The sequence below is a fragment of the Falsirhodobacter sp. 20TX0035 genome (assembly GCF_028307215.1).
In the GTDB taxonomy this organism is placed as follows: domain Bacteria; phylum Pseudomonadota; class Alphaproteobacteria; order Rhodobacterales; family Rhodobacteraceae; genus Falsirhodobacter.
In genome coordinates, this window is sequence record NZ_JAQMHV010000001.1 from 202541 (window position 1) to 219994 (window position 17454).

Here is a 17454-nt window from a genome sequence, read left to right on the forward strand (position 1 = left end):
ATGCCCTTGTCCCGCAAGATCATAGCCCCTGCCATGTTCCTCGGCGCGGCCGCCGTGGCGGCGGGCGGGGCGACGCTGGCCTCCGGCATGATCGAGGACCGGTCCGAGGCCGCGGTGTCCCAGCGGCTGGCCCAGGACGGGCTGACCTTCGCCACCGCGCAGGCCGACGGGCTGGACGTGCACCTGACCGGCACCGCCCCGGACGAGGCCGCGCGCTTTCGCGTGCTGAACCTTGCGGGCAGCGTGGTCGATCCCTCCCGGCTGCGCGACGACATGACGGTCACCCCTTCCCGCCCCGTGGAGGCGCCCCCCTTCGAGATGGAGATCCTGCGCAACGACGACGGCGTGTCGCTGATCGGCCTTGTGCCCGCGGCGTCGTCGGCGATGCTGGCCGACACGGCGGGGCTGGTGCCCGGCATCCGCGTGACGGACATGCTGGAATCGGCCGACTATCCCGCGCCCGACCAGTGGAACGCCGCGATGAACTTCGGGATCGAGGCGCTGAAGATCCTGCCCCGCGCCAAGATCTCCATCTCCGCGGCCGAGGTGGCGGTCACGGCCATTGCCGACAACATGGAACAGCAGCAGCGGCTGAAGATGCAGCTGGCGCAGGCCACGCCGCCGGGCCTGAAGACGCAGGTGGACATCACCGCCCCCCGCCCCGTCATCACGCCCTATGCCCTGCAACTGGTGAAGGACGAGGGGGGCGTGCGGTTCGACGCCTGCTCCGCCCCCGACGACGATCAGGCCCGCACGGTGCTGGAGGCGGCACGGGCGATCGGCGTAGCCACCGACGCCACCTGCGCCGTGGGTCTGGGCGCGCCGTCGGCCGAATGGACGCGTGCGGTGACCGCCGGGATCACGGCGCTGGGCGCGCTGCCGGCAGGCCGCCTGACACTCTCGGACGCGGACGTGACGCTGACGGGCCAGCCCGGCATGGCGCAGAACCCGTTCAACGCGGCGGCGGGCACCCTGCAATCGGCCCTGCCCGACGGTTTTTCGCTGAAGACCGTGCTGCCGGAATTGCCCGCGCAGGTCGAAGGCCCCTCGGAATTCGTGGCCGTGTCGCATCCCGACGGCACCGCCACCCTGACGGGCCGCGTGCGCGACGCGTTGGGGCAGGAAGCCGTCACCTCCTTCGCCCGCGCCAGCTTCGGCGCGGCGGATGTGAGCGGGGAGCCGGTGATCGATCCCGACATGCCCGCCGGCTGGACCACCCGCATCATCGCCGGTCTGGAAGCGCTGGCCCAGCTGTCCAGCGGAGAACTTCGCATCACCCCCGAGGAGTTGCGTGTCAGCGGCGTCACCGGGTCGCAGTCGGCGCAGGCGCAGATCACCGACGCGCTGACCCGCAAGCTGGGGTCGGAAACGGCCGTCACGGTCGACGCCGCCTATGACGAGGATCTGGACCCCTACGCGGCCCTCCCCTCCCCCCAGGAATGCGTGACCCGCATCAACGCCGTGATGACGAAGCAGAAGATCAGCTTCGCCCCGGGCTCGGCCGAGATCGACGGTTCGGCCCGCTCCACGCTGGACGGCCTGGCCGAAATCCTGACCGACTGCGCCAATCTGTCCTTCGAAATCCAAGGCTATACCGACAGCCAGGGCAGCGACACCGGCAACCAGGCGCTGAGCCAGGCGCGCGCCGAGGCCGTGCTGATCGCCCTTCAAGGCCGCCGCATCGATGCCAACCGTTTGACCGCGCGGGGCTTTGGCGAGGAGAACCCTATCGCCTCCAACGGCAGCGAAGACGGGCGCGAGGCCAACCGTCGGATCGAGTTCAAGCTGACGGAGGTCGCCCCCGACCCCAATGCGGCCCCCAAGGCGCAGGACACCCCCGCCCGCAAGGCCATGCTGGCGATCGCCCGGATCGACGGCTTCCTGCTGCCGCAGGGCGACTGGATCGACAGCGTTCCGGCCGACATGGTCGACGGATCGGGTGATGGAGAGGAGGGCGGGGACGAGGGCGGCGAGGCCGAGGTTGACGGCGAACCCTCTTTCGCGCCAACAGAGGCGACCGAACGGCCCGAGCGCCGCCCCGAAGACCTGTAACGAAGCCGAGGCCGACATTGGACCGTACCACCCTCATCGTCGCCACGACCATTGTGCTTCTTGTGGCCTTTGCCCTGGGCTGGTTCGCCCGCTGGCTGATGACCCGCCTTTCCCCCCTGGAAAACCGCAACATGGACGAGGTGGACCGCCTGGCCCAGGCCCTGCACGAGGCCGAGGAGATCCGGAACGCCGCCATCGTCTATGGCGAGGAGCGGGAGCGTGAACTGACAGGGCAGCTGGCCCAGACGGACGCCGAACTGCGCGCCGTCATGGAGGCGCTGGGCGAGTCGCGGGCCGAGGTGGAGGCGATGCAGGCCGAGATCGAGCGACTGCAGCGCTGATTTTCCTCGACGTGGAACGGCTTCGGCCTTAGTTTCGGCGGACCGTTGCGCTGCGACGGTTCTTCGGGGCCGGTGGCCCTGATGAGCGCCACCTGCAGGGAACACAGTGTATCTCGAAATTCTGATCGTCGCCGTCCTGATTGTCATCAACGGCGCCTTGGCCATGTCCGAACTGGCCGTGGTGTCCGCACGCCCCGCAAGGCTGCGGAACCTGTCGGAAGGAGGGAGCACCGGCGCGGAAACTGCCCTTCGGCTGGCCGCCGATCCCGGGCGGTTCCTGTCCACCGTCCAGATCGGCATCACCCTCGTGGGCGTCCTGTCGGGCGCGTTTTCCGGCGCCACGCTGGGCGGACGCTTCGCGTCCTTTCTGGCGGCCAACAACGTGCCCGCTGCCGACACGCTGGGCGTGGGCCTTGTGGTGGTGGCCATCACCTACCTGTCGCTGATCGTCGGGGAACTGGTTCCCAAGCAGATCGCGCTGAAGAACCCCGAGGCCGTGGCCGTCAGCGTGGCCCCCGCCATGCTGCTTCTGTCCAAGATCGGCGCGCCCATCGTCTGGGTTCTGGACATCTCGGGGCGCCTGGTGCTGAAGCTTCTTCGCGTCCAGAACGAGGAGAAGAACCGCGTCACCGATGAAGAGGTGCGCACCATCTTGGCCGAAGCGCATGTCGAGGGCGTGATCGAGACGGGCGAGCGGCACATGCTGACCGGCGTGATGCGCTTGGCCGACCGGCAGGCCAGCCAGCTGATGACGCAGCGGCGCGACGTGGTGTCCATCGACCTCGGCGCCTCGGCCGAGGAGGTGCTGGACACGATCCGCGAATCGCGCCGCGCCCGCCTGCCGGTGCGCCGTCGCGAAACGGACGAATATGTGGGTGTGCTGTACGTGACCGACGCCTTCGCCGCCGTGACCCGGGGGGAGCCGTTGGACGTCGGCACCCTGATGCGCGAGGTGCCGGTGGTGTCGGACGCCGCCGACGCGCTGAACGTGATCGAGATCCTGCGCGCCTCCCCCAACCACATGGCGCTGGTCTATGACGAATACGGCAGCTTCGAAGGGATCATCACCACCGGCGACATCCTTGAAGCGATCACGGGCGCCTTCCAGGAGCATCTGGCCGACGAACCCGCGATCCGCCAGCGCGAGGACGGGTCTTGGCTGGTGTCGGGCTGGATGCCGGTGGATGAGTTCTGCGAGATGCTGCGCATCCCCACCGAGCTTGCCGGCGATTACGAGACGGTGGCGGGTCTGGTCCTGAACCAGCTGCGCCGGATGCCGGATCAGGGTGACAGCTTCACCCGCGACGGCTGGCGGTTCGAGGTGATCGATCTGGACGACCGCCGCATCGACAAGATCCTGGTGGAAAAACTCGAAACGGAATGAAAAAAGGGCGCGCCACTGGCGCGCCCTTTCTTGATCGGGATGTCTGGATCAGGCTTCGATCGCGGCGGGCTTGCTGCCGGCGATCTCGATCCGGCGGGGCTTCAGCGCCTCCGGCGTTTCGCGGACCAGATCGATGTGCAGCATCCCATGCTCGTGCGTGGCGCCCGTCACGCGGACATGGTCGGCCAGCGCGAAGCGACGCTCGAACGCGCGGGTCGCGATGCCGCGATGCAGGAAGCGGCGGTCGCCATCTTCGGCATCCTTGCGGGCGGACACGTGCAGCGCGTTGTCCTTCACCTCGACGGCCAGTTCCTCGGGCGTGAAGCCCGCGACGGCGACCGAGATGCGGTACGCGCTCTCATCCGTCTTTTCGATGTTGTAGGGCGGATAGCCGGGCTGCGGCACGTCGGTGCTGAGCACGCGGTCCATCAGGTCGGCGATGCGGTCGAAGCCGACCGTGGCACGGTAAAGCGGTGCGAAGTCATAACCACGCATGTTCATCCTCCAAGAGCGATGTTAGTGGCCCCCCTTCGTCAGGCGGGACCGGGGTCGTTGCGCCGACCCGTTGTGGCACCGGCGCACCCGTGATGTGGGAAGCGCCCAAGGGCCCGTCAAGACCCCTTTTCGACGGTGTGGAACGTGCTAGGCAGAAGACATGGAACTGCTGCCACGACTCAACATCCTCGACTGGCCGGACGCCATCGCCGTCGCGCTGACGGTCGTCCTGTTCCTGGCCATCGGCTGGGCGGTGGAGCATCCGCCGAAGAACCGCCCTTCCGTCAGCCTGCTGATGGCGGATTACCGGCGCGAATGGATGCGTCACTTCGTGACGCGCCAGCAGAAGATCCTGGATGGCACCGTCATCACCAGCCTGCGGCAGGCGACGCAGTTCTTCATCTCGGGCACGATGCTGGCCTTGGGGGCCGGGCTCGCGCTGGTGGGCAATCCCGAACAGCTGATCCTGGTGGCCAACGATCTGAACCTTCAGGCGCAGGCCGTGGTGGTGGAGGTGAAGGTGATCTTCGTCCTCTTGTTTCTGGCCAACGCGTTCCTGAAGTTCATCTGGTCGCACCGCCTGTTCGGCTATTGCGCCGTGCTGATGGGCTCCATGCCCAACAGCGAGGATCCGGTCGCCTATCACCGCGCGGGCCAGGCGGCGGAATTGAACGTGACCGCCGCCCGCAGCTACAACCGCGGCCTGCGCTCGGTCTATTTCGCGCTGGCGGCGCTGGGCTGGCTGCTGGGGCCGTGGACGCTGATGCTGACGACGCTACTGACGGCGGGGGCGCTGATCCGGCGCGAATTCGCGTCCGAATCCCGCGCCATTGTCATGCAGCGCGTCGAGTAGACCGCCCTTCCCGCAACCACGCGCCCAGCGCGAAGGCGGCCGCCAGAACCAGCCAGAGCCAGCCAGGCAGCAGCGGCGCCACCGTCACGTCCTGCGCGACAAAGGCGCCGCGGGGCGTGATCCCCAGCCAGCCGCGCCCGGCGGCCACCCGGCCCTCGCCGACCTCTCGCAGGGTGAAGTCGGGATGATCCTCCAGCCGCACGGCGCCGCCGCCCACCGGGTCCATCACCGGCTCCAGCAGGCGGGGGGTGGCGATCGTCTCCTCGAACTCGCGCGGGGCGGCGGGACCGACGGCGAACACCTCGGCCAGATCGCCCTGCTGCATGCGATAAAGGCCCAGTTCCGGCGCGGGCCAGGTGACGGCAAAGCGGCCGGGGGCCTGTTCCTCCAGGGTCAGGTCGACCGTGTCGCCCCCCGGGCCCGTGACGGACACCGGCGGCGGCGCGGCCCCCAGCGTGCGGCGCTGGATCGTGACGGTCTGGCCTGCGGCGGTCGCGGTGAGCGCCTCCTCCTCCAGCTCCGGCTCCTTCAGCATCCAGTGGGCCAGCCGCCGGGTCAGTTCCAGTTGCGGCCCGCCCCCTTCGTATCCCCGCCCCCACAGCCACAGCTGATCGGACCCGAGGATGGCGATCCGCCCTTCCCCCACGCGGTCCAGCACCAGAAGGGGGCGCCCGTCGATGCCCTTCATCAGCGCCTCGCCTCCCGTCTGCGTCATGTCGATCTCGCGGAACCAGCGGCCCCAGTCCTGCGGATTCTCCAGCCCCTCGGTCACAGGGTGACGCTGGCCCAGATCCGTCAGGCCGGGGCGGAAGCCCTGATCCAGCACGCGGCCCGTGGGCTTCACGGGCATGATCTCTCCCAGCGGCGAGCGGGCCAGGCTTTCGACGCCGGCGAATTCTGGCCCCGCCGCCACCAGCACCGTGCCGCCCTTGCGGACATAGTCGCGGACGTTCTCCAGATACAGGCTGGGAAGGATGCCCTGCAGGCGATAGCGGTCGAAGATGATCAGGTCGAAATCGTTGATCTTCTCCATGAACAGCTCCCGCGTGGGGAAGGCGATCAGCGACAACTCGTCCACCGGCGTCGCGTCCTGCTTCTGCGGCGGGCGCAGGATGGTGAAATGCACCAGATCGACGGACGGATCGGATTTCAGAAGGTTCCGCCACACGCGTTCCCCCGCATGGGGTTCGCCCGACACCAGAAGCACGCGCAGCCGGTCGCGCACGCCGTTGATCTGAACGATCTGGGCGTTGTTGCGGTCCGTGACCTCCCCCTCCACCCCGGCGGTGGAGATCTGGAGGACGTTCATCCCGCCATGCGGCAGGCGGACCGGAAGCTCCATGTCCTGCCCCACCGGCACATCCACGGTCAGGGGCGCTTCCGCCCCCAGCGCCAGGGTCAGGCGTGCCGTGGCGCCAAGGCCCTCAGGCGTGCGGCCCTGATCCTCCACCCGCAGGGTTAGGCGCGCGTCCTCCCCCACGATGGCGAAGGCGGGGGCGTTGCGGACGATCAGGCGACGGTCCCAGTCAGCGGCGCGGCCCGTTTGCAGCAGGTGCAGCGGCGCGGGCAGCGCGGGCGCCACCCCCATGTCGTGCACCTGCCCGTCCGAGATCAGGATCGCCCCGGCGATCCGGTCGCGCGGCTCTTCGGCCAAGGCCTGCGACAGGGCCGTCATGGCCTGCGTGCCGCCATTGTCGGGGGCGTCGGCCAGGCGGATCACGCGCAACTCGGTGTCCGGTAGGGCCGCCACCTGCGCCTGAAGGCGGGCCAGCGCCGCCGCCGTCTGGTCGGCCCGGTCGCCCAGACGCTGGCTGGCGCTGTCATCCACCAGCGCGATCACGATGTCGGACAGGGGGGCCCGGTCCTCGCGCAGGACCGAAGGCCCGGCCAGCGCCAGAAGCACCACGGCCAGCGACAGGCCGCGCAGCCACCAGCCCCGCAGGCCGCGCCACGCCCCCAGCGCCACGAACAGCGCCGCCAGCCCGCAGGCCGTCCAAAGCGCCCACCACGGCAGCATTGGGTCAAAGAGGATGGAACCGTTCAATTCCCCAGCCTTTCCAGCAGCGCCGGCACGTGCACCTGATCGTTCTTGTAGTTCCCGGTCAGCACATACATCACGAGGTTGATGCCGAAGCGCATCGCGATCTCGCGCTGACGTTCCCCTCCGAAGCCGCGGCCCACGGGCAGGGTCGGCGTGCCCAGCTCATCCACCGCCCAGGCCGAGGCCCAGTCGTTCCCGCCGATCATCACAGGCGTCACGCCGTCGTTCAGGTGGCGGAAGGGTTGGCCTTCCTCGGCGGACGCGTCCGGCGGGGCGGCCTCCACCCAGACGGGACCGTTGAAGCGGCCGGGGAAGTCTTGGATCAGAAAGAAGGTGCGGGTCACGACATGGTCCTGCGGCACCTCCTCCAGCGGCGGGATGTCGAGGCCGGAGGCGATGCGCTGCAGCGCCTGCCCTTCGGGCGTGGTGCCTGACACGTCCGCGTCGCGCGTGTCGAACAGGATCAGCCCGCCCGTGCGCAGGAAGGCGTTGATCTTGGCGAAGGTGTCGACCGAGGGCAGCGGCGCATCCGCCACCACAGGCCAGTACAGGAACGGGAAGAACGCCAGCTCGTCCGCGGCGGGATCGACGCCCGCCGGATCCCCCGGCTCCACCGAGGTGCGCGCGGCCAGCTGCATGGACAAACCCCGCAGCCCCTGTTCGGAGATGCGGTCCACCCGCGGGTCGCCCGTTCGCACGAAGGCGAGGCGCAGCGTCTCCGTCGCCTCGACCGCCGCCTGGTCCTGCGCGCGCGCCTCGGCCAGCGGCAGAAGGGCCAGCACGACCAGCGCCGCCGCCACCCGGCGCAGGCGCCCCGACACGGCCAGCGCCGCCAGCACGTCCACCATCAGCGCCGCCAGTGCAAGCAGCAGAAGCGGCCCCTGAAGCGAGCGTTCGGGCGCCGCGTCCAGCCCTTCGACGACCATGCCGTCGGGCCAGACCGCCGCCTCGAACGCGGTGTCCGCGCGGATCACGTTCAGGGCGACCAGACGGTCCTGCCCGCGATAGAGGCCCGGGCGCAGGGCGGCCGACAGCGGGGCGGCCATGTCCTCGCCCCGGAGGCCGGACATCTGGCCCGCGTCGGCCAGCCCGCCGAAGGCGTCCATCAAACGCTCGGGCGTCCAGATCTGCCCGGTCAGGTCGGCCGCCTCGGCCGGATCGCCGCCGGTGATGGCCAACCGGTCCAGCATCTGCACGAACAGGCCGGACAAGGGCAGGTTCGACCAGTCGGTGTTGGCGGTGACGTGGAACAGCACCACCTGCCCCTGCCCCATTGGCTTGCGCGTCACCAGCGGGGTGCCATCCTCCAGCGAGGCGACGGTGCGGGCGGCCAGATCCGGCCCCGGCTGGGCCAGCACCTGTTCGGTGACCGCGACCTCCTCCGGCACCGGCAGCCCGTGGAAGGGGGAGCCTTCGGGGAACGGTGCCAGCTTGCGCGGTTCCCCCCAGCTCATCGCGCCGCCAAGGGCGCGGCCGCCTTCGCGCAGACGGGTGGGCAGCAGGGGGTCATCCTCGGTCCGGGCGACTTGGCTGGCGGCAAGGCGCGGGCCGGCAAAGCGCAGCAGAAGGCCGCCCTGATCCACCCAGTCGGTCAAGGCTGCCGTTTCGGCGGGGCCGAGCCGGGCCACGTCGGCCAGAACGATCACATCGGGATTGGCGGGCAGGATGTCGGACAGCGGGCCGTCGATCAGGTCGGCCGAAGGCGCCAGCGCCTGCTGCAGATAGAACAGGGGCGACAGAAGCTGCGCCCCCTCGGCCTGCGCGTCGGCGCCGATCAGCGCCACCTCGCGCCGGCGCAGGCTGTCATCCGCCAGCTGGACCGAGGCGGCGGAGCGGACGCCTTCCACCTGAAAGCCGGTGACGCGGTTGCGCAGTTCGGCCGGCAGGGCCAGTCCGGCCTCCGCCTCCGTGGCGCCGGCGGGGAAGGCCAGCGTGGCGCGGGCGAGTTCGGCCTCCGCCCCCGAAGGGTCGGCACCGATGGCCTGAACCACGGCCTCCGTCGGTTCCAGAACGGGAAGGCGGGCGGCTTTCAGGGTGATGGCCGCGCCGTCGAAGACGGGCGGGCGCAGGGCGATGGTGGCGTTGGGCACGTCCACCGCCGTGACGGGGCCATGGGCCTCCAGCGCCTCCAGAAGGTCGGCGCGGGCCGGATGGTCGATCCCGTCCGACAGCCAGAGCGTGTCGAACGCCCCTTCCGGCAAGGCCCCGGCCCAGCCCGCATAGTTGGGGGCCCATGGGTTCGGCTGCTGCCCCCGCACAAGGGGGGCCACGCGTTCGGCGGGGGTAAAGGCGGGCGCCTGCGGGGCGTCGGTGGCGCGCAGAAGGGCCACGGGGCGGTTGTCGCGGGCCGCCTCCTCCACCGCCTGTTCGACGCGGGCTAGGCGGCGCGGCCAGTCGCGCGCGTCGCCCCACGAGGCGTCCATCACGATCAGCAAGGGGCCGCTGCCCCCGGCCTGCGGGCGCGGGTTCAGGATGGGGCCGGCAAAGGCGAGGATCGCTGCGCCCACCGCCAGCATCCGCAGGGCCATCAGCCACCACGGCGTGCGGTCGGACTGCGCGTCCTTGTCCGCCAGCCCCAGTAGAAGCGCCACGCCGGGAAAGCGGCGGCGGATCGGCGCGGGCGGGACGGCGCGCAACAGGACATACAGCACCGGCAGCAGGATCAGCCCCAGAAGGACCAGCGGCGCGGTGAAGCCGATCGGGCCAAGGATCCACATCAGGCGGCACGCTCCATCGCTTGGTACAGCCACAACAGCGCGGCCTGCGGGGGTTGCCCCGTGTGGTGGGTGTGGTGGTGCCAGCCGCTGGCGCGGGCCAGACCGGCCAGCCGCGCCTTGCGTTCGGCCAGCCGGGCCAGATACGCCTCACGCAGGGCCCCGGCCTCCAGTGTCTCGAACCGGGTGGCGCCGGTCATGGATTCGAACACGGTGCGCCCGTCGAAGGGAAACGCCTCCTCCACCGGATCCAGGATCTGCAGAAGGACGCCGCGCGCATTGCGGGCGCTGGCGCGGGCCATCGCCTCCTCCACCCCCTCCATCGGGCCGAGGAAGTCCGAGATCAGGACGACCCGCCCGTGCATCGGCGTCAGCGCAAGGTCGGGGGAGGCATGTTCCCCCGCCGCCTCGGCCGCCATGGCCTCGGCCAGGCGCAGGATCTGGGCGCGGCCAGGGCGCGGCGGGGTGCCGGACAGGCCGACCCGTTCGCCCCCGCGCAGCAGCAGAACCGCCAGCGCCAGCGCCAGAAGCTGCGCCACGTCGCCCTTCGGCGCGCGGTCCGGCGCGCCGGAAAAGGCCATCGACTGCCCCCGGTCCACCCAGAGGGTGACGCTTTGCGCCGCCTGCCATTCGCGTTCGCGCACGAAATGCGCGTCCATGCGGGCCGAACGGCGCCAGTCGATCATGCGGCTGCCGTCGCCCGGACCGGCGGCGCGATACTGCCAGAACTCGTCCCCGGTGCCCGCGCGGCGGCGGCCGTGTTCGCCCAGCATGACGGTGTGGGCCAACTGTTCCGCCGCCGCCAGAAGGGGCGGCAGCGACTGGCCAAGCGCCTCGGCCCGGGGGCGAAGGACGTTCACGCGGCGCGGCCCAGCGTGGTCAGGCCCCCGACGGTGCGGGCGATGACGCCGGACAGCGTCTCGCCCCGGGCGCGGGCGGCGAAGGACAGCGCCATGCGGTGGATCAGGACGGGCTGCGCCATGGCCGCTACGTCGGCGACCGACGGCGCCAGCCGCGCGTCCAGCAGCGCCCGCGCCCGCACCATCAGCATCAGGGCCTGCGCCGCCCGCGGCCCCGGACCCCAAGCCAGAGTGTCGGACAAGGCCTTGCCTTCGGGTTCCTGGGGGCGGCAGGCGCGCACCAGATCCAGGATCGCCTCCACCACCGTGTCGCCCACGGGCATACGCCGCAGGACGGCCTGCGCGGCGATCAGCTCGTCCGCCGTGAAAACGGCGTGCACCTGATCGTCCACGGCCCCGGTGGTGGCCAGAAGGATGTCGCGTTCCGTCGCCCGGTCGGGATAGGCCACGTCGACCTGCACAAGGAACCGGTCCAGCTGCGCTTCGGGCAGGGGATAGGTGCCCTCCTGCTCGATCGGGTTCTGGGTCGCAAGGACGTGGAACGGGCGGCCCAGCGGGCGGTGTTGGCCGGCGATGGTCACCTCCTGCTCCTGCATGGCCTGAAGAAGGGCCGATTGCGTGCGGGGGGAGGCGCGGTTGATCTCGTCCGCCAGAAGCAACTGGCAGAAGATCGGGCCTTCGACGAAACGGAAGGCGCGGCGGCCGTCGGGCATGGCGTCCAGCACCTCGGACCCCAGGATGTCGGCGGGCATCAGGTCGGGCGTGAACTGGATGCGGCTGCCCTGAAGGCCCATGACGGTGGCGAGCGTGTCCACCAGCCGCGTCTTGCCCAGACCCGGCAGGCCCACCAGCAGCGCGTGCCCGCCGCACAGCATCGACCCCAGCACCAGATCCACCACGTCGTCCTGCCCGAGGAAGCGGCGGTTGATGCTGGCCTTCGCCGCGGCCAGCTTTTCCCCGAGGGTTTCGATGTCCGCGATCAGGGTCTCGGGGTCGGCCATGACAATCCTCCGTCGGGCGTTTACAGTCGCGCCCATTCAATCGACTTTAGCCCGCAGGCTCAAATGCCAAACACCGACGCCGCACAAAAAGCCGTGAGAGGCCTGATCCGGAGCCGGGGCCCTGCCCCCGTGCATCTGTGGGATCCGCCCTTTTGCGGGAACATCGACCTGCGGATCGACCGGAACGGCGACTGGCACCACGAAGGCCGCCCGATCACCCGCCCGGCCATGGTGCGCCTGTTCGCCAACGTCCTGAAGCGCGAGGGGGACGCCTATTTCCTTGTCACCCCCGTGGAGAAGGTGGGCATCACGGTCGACGACGTGCCCTTCGTCATCACCAAAATGCATGAGGACGGGGACCGGATCGTGCTGACCACATCCCTGGGGGACGAGGCGCCGCTGTCCGCGCTGCGGATGGCCGGAGGCGTGCCCTATGCCCCCGTGCGCGGCGGGATGGAGGGGCGGATCGACCGCAAGACCTTCTACCGGCTGGCCGAGCGGGGCGAGGTGGAGGGCGACGCGTTCGGCCTTCGCAGCGGCGGCGCCTTTGTGGGGCTGTGCCCGGCGGGGGATCTCGACCTCTGACCGCTTGAAGCTGGCGCGGTCCACGATAGAATACGGCCAGCAAGGAGACACCGCCACATGCCCATTCCCCCGCCGGAAACCCAGACCGTCACCCGCTGGAAGGTCGTCTGCGACGGCGGCGAAGGAGGGCTGGGCCATCCCCGCGTCTGGCTGACGATCCCGGAAGACAAGGGCTTCGTCGAATGCGGCTATTGCGACAAGCGGTTCGTGATCGACCGCGACCACGCGACGGGCGATCACTGACGGGTGGAAGGCGGACCCGCTTCGTGCCATATCCCCCACACGGATATGAAGGAGCGGACCCATGACTTTCGGCAGCGGCCACCACCTGCACCTGATCGACGGATCGGCCTTCATCTTCCGCGCCTATCACGCGCTGCCGCCCTTGACGCGCAAGTCCGACGGGCTGCCCATCGGGGCGGTCGCGGGCTTTTGCAACATGCTCTTCCGCTATGTGGAGGATGCGAAGTCCGGGGACGCGCCGACCCATGTGGCCGTGATCTTCGACCATTCGTCGAAAACCTTCCGAAACGAGATCTATCCCGCCTACAAGGCCCAGCGCCCCGACCTGCCGGAAGACCTGAAGCCCCAGTTCCCCCTGACGCGCGAGGCGACCCGCGCCTTCAACATCGCCTGCATCGAGACGGAAGGCTACGAGGCCGACGACATCATCGCGGCCCTGTCCTGCAAGGCGCGGGACGCGGGCGGGCGGGTGACGATCATCTCCTCGGACAAGGACCTGATGCAGCTGGTCGGCGACGGCGTGGAAATGCTGGACCCGATGAAGAACAAGCGCATCGGCCGGGACGAGGTGTTCGAGAAGTTCGGCGTGGGGCCCGACCGCGTGGTGGACGTGCAGGCGCTGGCCGGCGATTCGGTGGACAACGTCCCCGGCGCGCCCGGCATCGGCATCAAGACCGCCGCCCTGCTGATCCAGGAATATGGCGATCTGGAAACGCTGCTGGAGCGGGCGGGCGAGATCAAGCAGCCCAAGCGTCGTCAGGTCCTGACCGATTTCGCCGACCAGATCCGCGTGTCGAAACGCTTGGTGGAACTGGACTGCAACACGCCGCTGGATTTCACGCTGGAAAGCCTGGAGATCCGCGAGCCCGACGAAGGGCTGATCGACTTCCTGAACGCGATGGAGTTCCGCACGCTGACCAGGCGCGTGGCCGAAAAGCGCGGCGTGGACGCCCCCCTGCCCCTCGCCCCCACCCCCGTGGTGGAGACGGAGGAGCGCGAGGCCCTGCCCTTCGACCACGCCGCCTATGAAACCGTGACGGAGCCTGCACAGCTGGCCGAATGGATCGCCCTGATCCGCGACGCGGGCCACGTGGCCTTCGACACCGAGACGACGGGCCTCGATGAGATGCGGGCCGATCTGGTCGGCATCTCGCTTTGCGTCACGGCGGGGCGGGCCTGCTACATCCCGCTGGCCCATCGCAGCGGCACGGACGATCTGTTCGGCGGGGCGGAGCTGGTGCCAGGCCAGATGCTGATTGCCGAGGTGCTGGCGCAGCTGAAGCCGGTGATGGAGGATCCGTCGATCCTGAAGATCGCGCACAACGCCAAGTACGACTGCAAGATGCTGGCGCTGATCGGCATCAACGTGGCACCGGTCGACGACACGATGCTGATGTCCTACGTCCTGCATGCGGGCCTGCACAACCACGGCATGGACGCGCTGAGCGAGCAGTACCTGCGCCACACCCCCATCCCGATCAAGGGACTGATCGGGACCGGAAAAAGCCAGATCACCTTCGACCACGTGCCGCTGGACAAGGCCACACCCTACGCGGCCGAGGATGCCGACGTCACCCTGCGCCTGTGGGAGATGTTCAAGCCGCAGCTGCACCGCAACCGCGTGACCACGGTCTACGAGACGCTGGAGCGCCCTCTGGTCACCGTTCTGGCCGACATGGAGATGGCGGGCGTGCGCGTGGACCGCGACACCCTGTCCCGCATGTCGAACGCCTTCGCCCAGAAGATGGCCATGCTGGAGGAGGAGATCCACGCGCTCGCGGGTCGCCCCTTCAACATCGGATCCCCGAAGCAGCTGGGCGAGATCCTGTTCGACGAGATGTCGCTGCAAGGCGGCGTGAAGGGCAAGAACGGCGCTTATGGCACGGGCGCGGATATCCTTGAGGATCTGGCCGCCGAAGGGCACGACCTGCCCGCACGGGTGCTGGACTGGCGCCAGATCTCCAAGCTGAAATCGACCTATACCGACGCCTTGCAGGACCACATCCACCCGGACACGGGACGGGTGCACACGTCCTATTCCATCGCCGGGGCGAACACGGGGCGGCTGGCGTCGACCGATCCGAACCTGCAGAACATCCCCGTCCGGTCCGAGGAAGGCCGCCGCATCCGCGAGGCCTTCGTGGCGGGGCCGGGCAAGGTTCTGGTCAGCCTCGACTACAGCCAGATCGAGCTGCGGATCCTGGCGCACATCGCCGACATCCCCGCCCTGAAGGATGCGTTCCGCGAAGGGCACGACATCCACGCCATGACCGCGTCCGAGATGTTCAACGTGCCGCTGGAAGGCATGGACCCGATGATCCGCCGTCAGGCGAAGGCGATCAACTTCGGGGTGATCTACGGCATCTCGGGCTTCGGCCTTGCCCGGAACCTGCGCATTCCGCGCGCCGACGCACAGGGATTCATCGACCGGTATTTCGAACGTTTCCCCGGCATCCGCACCTACATGGACGAAACGATCTCCTTCGCGAAGGCCAACAACCACGTCCAGACCCTGTTCGGCCGCCGCATCAACACGCCCGAGATCAACGCCCGCGGCCCCGGCGCGGGCTTCGCCCGCCGCGCCGCGATCAACGCGCCGATCCAGGGGACGGCCGCCGACATCATCCGCCGCGCGATGATCCGGATGCCCAAGGCCATCGCGGGGCTGCCCGCGACCATGCTGCTGCAGGTCCATGACGAACTGCTGTTCGAGGTGGAGGAAGGCGCGGCCGACACCCTCATCGCCCGCGCGCGCGAGGTGATGGAGGGTGCGGCCGATCCGGCGGTGAAGCTGTCCGTGCCGCTGACCGTGGATGCGGGGCGTGGCCCGAACTGGGCCGCGGCCCACTGAGGCCGCGGCCCCGGGGCGTCAGGCACGCGTCAGCATCGGCCCCAGCGGGCGCCCAGCGAGGATGTGCAGGTGGTAATGCGGCACCTCCTGCCCCCCGTGCGCGCCGGAGTTCGAGATGACGCGGTAGCCTTCGCCGAAGTCCTCGCAGATGCGGGCGGCGGTGCGGTGGAAATCCACCATCTCCTCGGCCGTGGCGCGGGCGGCGAAGTCGGCGAAATCGACGTAGGCGCCCTTCGGGATCACCAGGACGTGGTGCGGCGCGTGCGGCGCGATGTCGTGGAAGGCCAGCGTGTGGTCGCTGTCTGCCACGGTCTTGTTGGGGATCTCGCCGCGCAGGATGCGGGCGAAGATGTTCTGGTCGTCATAGGCCATGATCAATCCATGAAGAGGTAATGGGTGGAGGTGATCTGGAGCGCCTGATCCTCGGACACGCCCATCAGGTCGGCCAGCGCCACCGCGTTCTGTTCGGGCGACAGCTTCTGGCGCAGCCGGCGGTGGCGGCCGAAGCCCGCGTCGCGGATGCGGTCGCTTTCGAAGCGGAAGTCGTAGCGGATCGTGGGGATGATCCGTTCCAGCGTTTCCACCGGGGTCTGGTCGCCGGCAAGGCCCACCCGACGGGCGTGGCCCGTCAGGTAGTCGTTGTCGAATTCGCATTCCAGCTCGATGATCCGCACCACGGCCTTGTCGCTGACGAAATCGTGGATCAGGTCGATGGAGGATGGATCGAGGCAGATCATCATCCGGTCCGTCTTCCAGTAATCGTAAAGCATGCGCAGCAGCGCCCGGCGGTGGCGGGTGCGCTTGGCCAGCGTCGTCTCGATCCCGCCCAAGGCGGGCAGCGGGGTGTCGGCCTCGTTGAAAAGGTAGTGCATCGCCTTGACGCCCAGCACCTCCTCGGCCTTGTCGACGAAGCGCTTGGCCACGTGCCACTTCTTGCAGATCACGATGGTCAGCTGCCGGTCGCGCCCGATGCTCGCCTCGGTTTCCCAAAAGCGGGGGGCGAACCGCCGGCCGATCCGGCCGCGCTGGCGCAGGAAGGTCAGAAGCGTCCGCCCTTCGTTCGAGATGGAAAAATCCGTGCCTTCCTTCGCCCAAAGCTGGCCCAGCCGTTCCTTCAGCTGCAAGGCCTGCGGGCTGATCTTGCGCGCGAACAGGTAATCCTGCGACAACAGCAGGTCGTAATGGTCGTTGTAGAAGCTGAGAGGCATCCCGTAGTCCGAGAACATCAGGAACGTCAGCGTGCGCGTGCGGATCTGGTAGTCGGGGACGACGTGGCGGACCAGCGTCTGGAACATCGTCTCGTCCGGGATCCAGGTGGTGGAGAAGAAGCGCAGCACGTTGGGGTTGCTGTCGCAGTATTGCAGGACCGCCTCCACCGTCTGGCGGCGCAGGCACCACCACTGGCTGCCGATCTGGATCTCCAGCCCCGCCGGGATGGGGCGCGACAGGCCCATCTTCTGCTGCAACGCGAGCGAACCGTAGAACAGCGCCTTGCGGTTGCGTTCGTTGAAGTAGTGGCGGTAGATCAGCCGTTCCTCCTTGATGCCGGTCTTGATCCAGTCCGATTTGAAGAAGTCGAAGGATTCGATGTAGTCGACATCGTCCCGGTCCAGAAAGGCCTTGGCGTATTCGGCCGACTTGATGGGCATGCAGTCGCCCGACAGCATGTAGAAATGGGTAGCTTCCGGAAAGGATTCCTCGGCCGTGCGGGTGGCCAGAAGGGTGGCTGCGACCAGGCTGTATTCGCCCCAGCCGCACTTTTCGCGCTTGCGCGTGAAGGCCACGCCCGGATTGCCCGCCAGCGCGCTGCGGATGCGGGCGTAATCCTCCGGGCTCGCGCGGCGGTCGAAGTGGATGGCGACGAAATCGCCCGTCGCCGTCAGCCGTTGCGCCTGCGCGATGATCCCCGCCGGATCCTTGTGACAAAGCAGAATGAACGCGATCTTCGCCATGTGCCGTCCCGATGTTCCAACGAAATCATTTAAATCGCTTTCTGGGCGATTGAAAAGTCCCGCGTCCTCTGCTTTTGCTTGT

The 17454-nt window shown here is 68.9% G+C and carries 14 protein-coding genes; 7 read left to right on the plus strand and 7 right to left on the minus strand.

Annotated elements, in window-relative coordinates; translation table 11 throughout:
- From PIJ50_RS01060 to PIJ50_RS01070, 3 genes are all read left to right on the plus strand, one after another.
- Positions 1–2052 carry an OmpA family protein gene (locus tag PIJ50_RS01060; RefSeq protein WP_271971922.1) on the plus strand — a complete coding sequence of 684 codons (2052 nt, stop codon included), beginning with the start codon at positions 1–3 and terminating at the stop codon, positions 2050–2052.
- Between the two features lie 17 nt (positions 2053–2069).
- The gene (locus PIJ50_RS01065; protein WP_271971923.1) at positions 2070–2393 is read left to right on the plus strand and encodes a hypothetical protein; all 324 of its coding nucleotides are present in this window, start codon (positions 2070–2072) and stop codon (positions 2391–2393) included.
- A 106-nt stretch (positions 2394–2499) separates the two neighbouring features.
- A complete protein-coding gene (locus PIJ50_RS01070; RefSeq protein WP_271971925.1) occupies positions 2500–3777 on the plus strand; it encodes a hemolysin family protein in 1278 nt (425 codons plus the stop codon).
- A gap of 48 nt (positions 3778–3825) precedes the next feature.
- Here the strand turns inward: PIJ50_RS01070 and PIJ50_RS01075 are convergent, their stop codons facing one another.
- The gene (locus tag PIJ50_RS01075) at positions 3826–4272 is read right to left on the minus strand and encodes an Hsp20 family protein (protein WP_271971927.1); all 447 of its coding nucleotides are present in this window, start codon (positions 4270–4272) and stop codon (positions 3826–3828) included.
- A gap of 160 nt (positions 4273–4432) precedes the next feature.
- Here PIJ50_RS01075 and PIJ50_RS01080 point away from each other — a divergent pair, with 160 nt between their 5' ends.
- Positions 4433–5125, plus strand: coding sequence for a DUF599 domain-containing protein (locus PIJ50_RS01080; protein ID WP_271971929.1), 693 nt, complete (start codon positions 4433–4435; stop codon positions 5123–5125).
- On the opposite strand, the gene PIJ50_RS01085 is transcribed toward PIJ50_RS01080, so the two are convergent.
- Genes PIJ50_RS01085 through PIJ50_RS01100 form a run of 4 tightly spaced genes read right to left on the minus strand, consistent with a single transcriptional unit; the run spans position 5106 to position 11741 of the window.
- A complete protein-coding gene (locus PIJ50_RS01085) occupies positions 5106–7142 on the minus strand; it encodes a DUF7408 domain-containing protein (RefSeq protein WP_442900699.1) in 2037 nt (678 codons plus the stop codon). The two genes, PIJ50_RS01080 and PIJ50_RS01085, sit on opposite strands and share 20 nt — an antisense overlap.
- A gap of 23 nt (positions 7143–7165) precedes the next feature.
- A complete protein-coding gene (locus PIJ50_RS01090) occupies positions 7166–9883 on the minus strand; it encodes a DUF4159 domain-containing protein (RefSeq protein WP_271971932.1) in 2718 nt (905 codons plus the stop codon).
- A complete protein-coding gene (locus tag PIJ50_RS01095; protein ID WP_271971933.1) occupies positions 9883–10740 on the minus strand; it encodes a DUF58 domain-containing protein in 858 nt (285 codons plus the stop codon). Before PIJ50_RS01095 ends, PIJ50_RS01090 begins: the two co-directional genes overlap by 1 nt.
- Positions 10737–11741: an AAA family ATPase gene (locus tag PIJ50_RS01100; RefSeq protein ID WP_271971935.1), complete on the minus strand. Its 1005-nt coding sequence runs from the start codon at positions 11739–11741 to the stop codon at positions 10737–10739. Before PIJ50_RS01100 ends, PIJ50_RS01095 begins: the two co-directional genes overlap by 4 nt.
- Positions 11742–11870: 129 nt before the next feature.
- On the opposite strand from PIJ50_RS01100, the gene PIJ50_RS01105 reads away from it, so the two are divergent.
- From PIJ50_RS01105 to polA, 3 genes are all read left to right on the plus strand, one after another.
- A complete protein-coding gene (locus tag PIJ50_RS01105; protein WP_334212710.1) occupies positions 11871–12326 on the plus strand; it encodes a DUF1285 domain-containing protein in 456 nt (151 codons plus the stop codon).
- Between the two features lie 57 nt (positions 12327–12383).
- On the plus strand, positions 12384–12569 hold the full coding sequence (locus PIJ50_RS01110; protein WP_271971938.1) for a zinc-finger domain-containing protein: 186 nt from the start codon (positions 12384–12386) through the stop codon (positions 12567–12569).
- Positions 12570–12630: 61 nt separating this feature from the next.
- Entirely contained in the window at positions 12631–15420 is a 2790-nt protein-coding gene (gene polA / locus PIJ50_RS01115) for a DNA polymerase I (RefSeq protein WP_271971939.1), read from the plus strand.
- Positions 15421–15438: 18 nt separating this feature from the next.
- Here the strand turns inward: polA and PIJ50_RS01120 are convergent, their stop codons facing one another.
- Together PIJ50_RS01120 and PIJ50_RS01125 are read right to left on the minus strand one after the other, a co-directional pair.
- A complete protein-coding gene (locus tag PIJ50_RS01120) occupies positions 15439–15798 on the minus strand; it encodes a histidine triad nucleotide-binding protein (RefSeq protein ID WP_271971941.1) in 360 nt (119 codons plus the stop codon).
- Positions 15795–17372: a DUF5928 domain-containing protein gene (locus tag PIJ50_RS01125; RefSeq protein WP_271971942.1), complete on the minus strand. Its 1578-nt coding sequence runs from the start codon at positions 17370–17372 to the stop codon at positions 15795–15797. The genes PIJ50_RS01120 and PIJ50_RS01125 overlap by 4 nt, the downstream gene beginning before the upstream one ends.
- Positions 17373–17454: the final 82 nt, after the last annotated feature.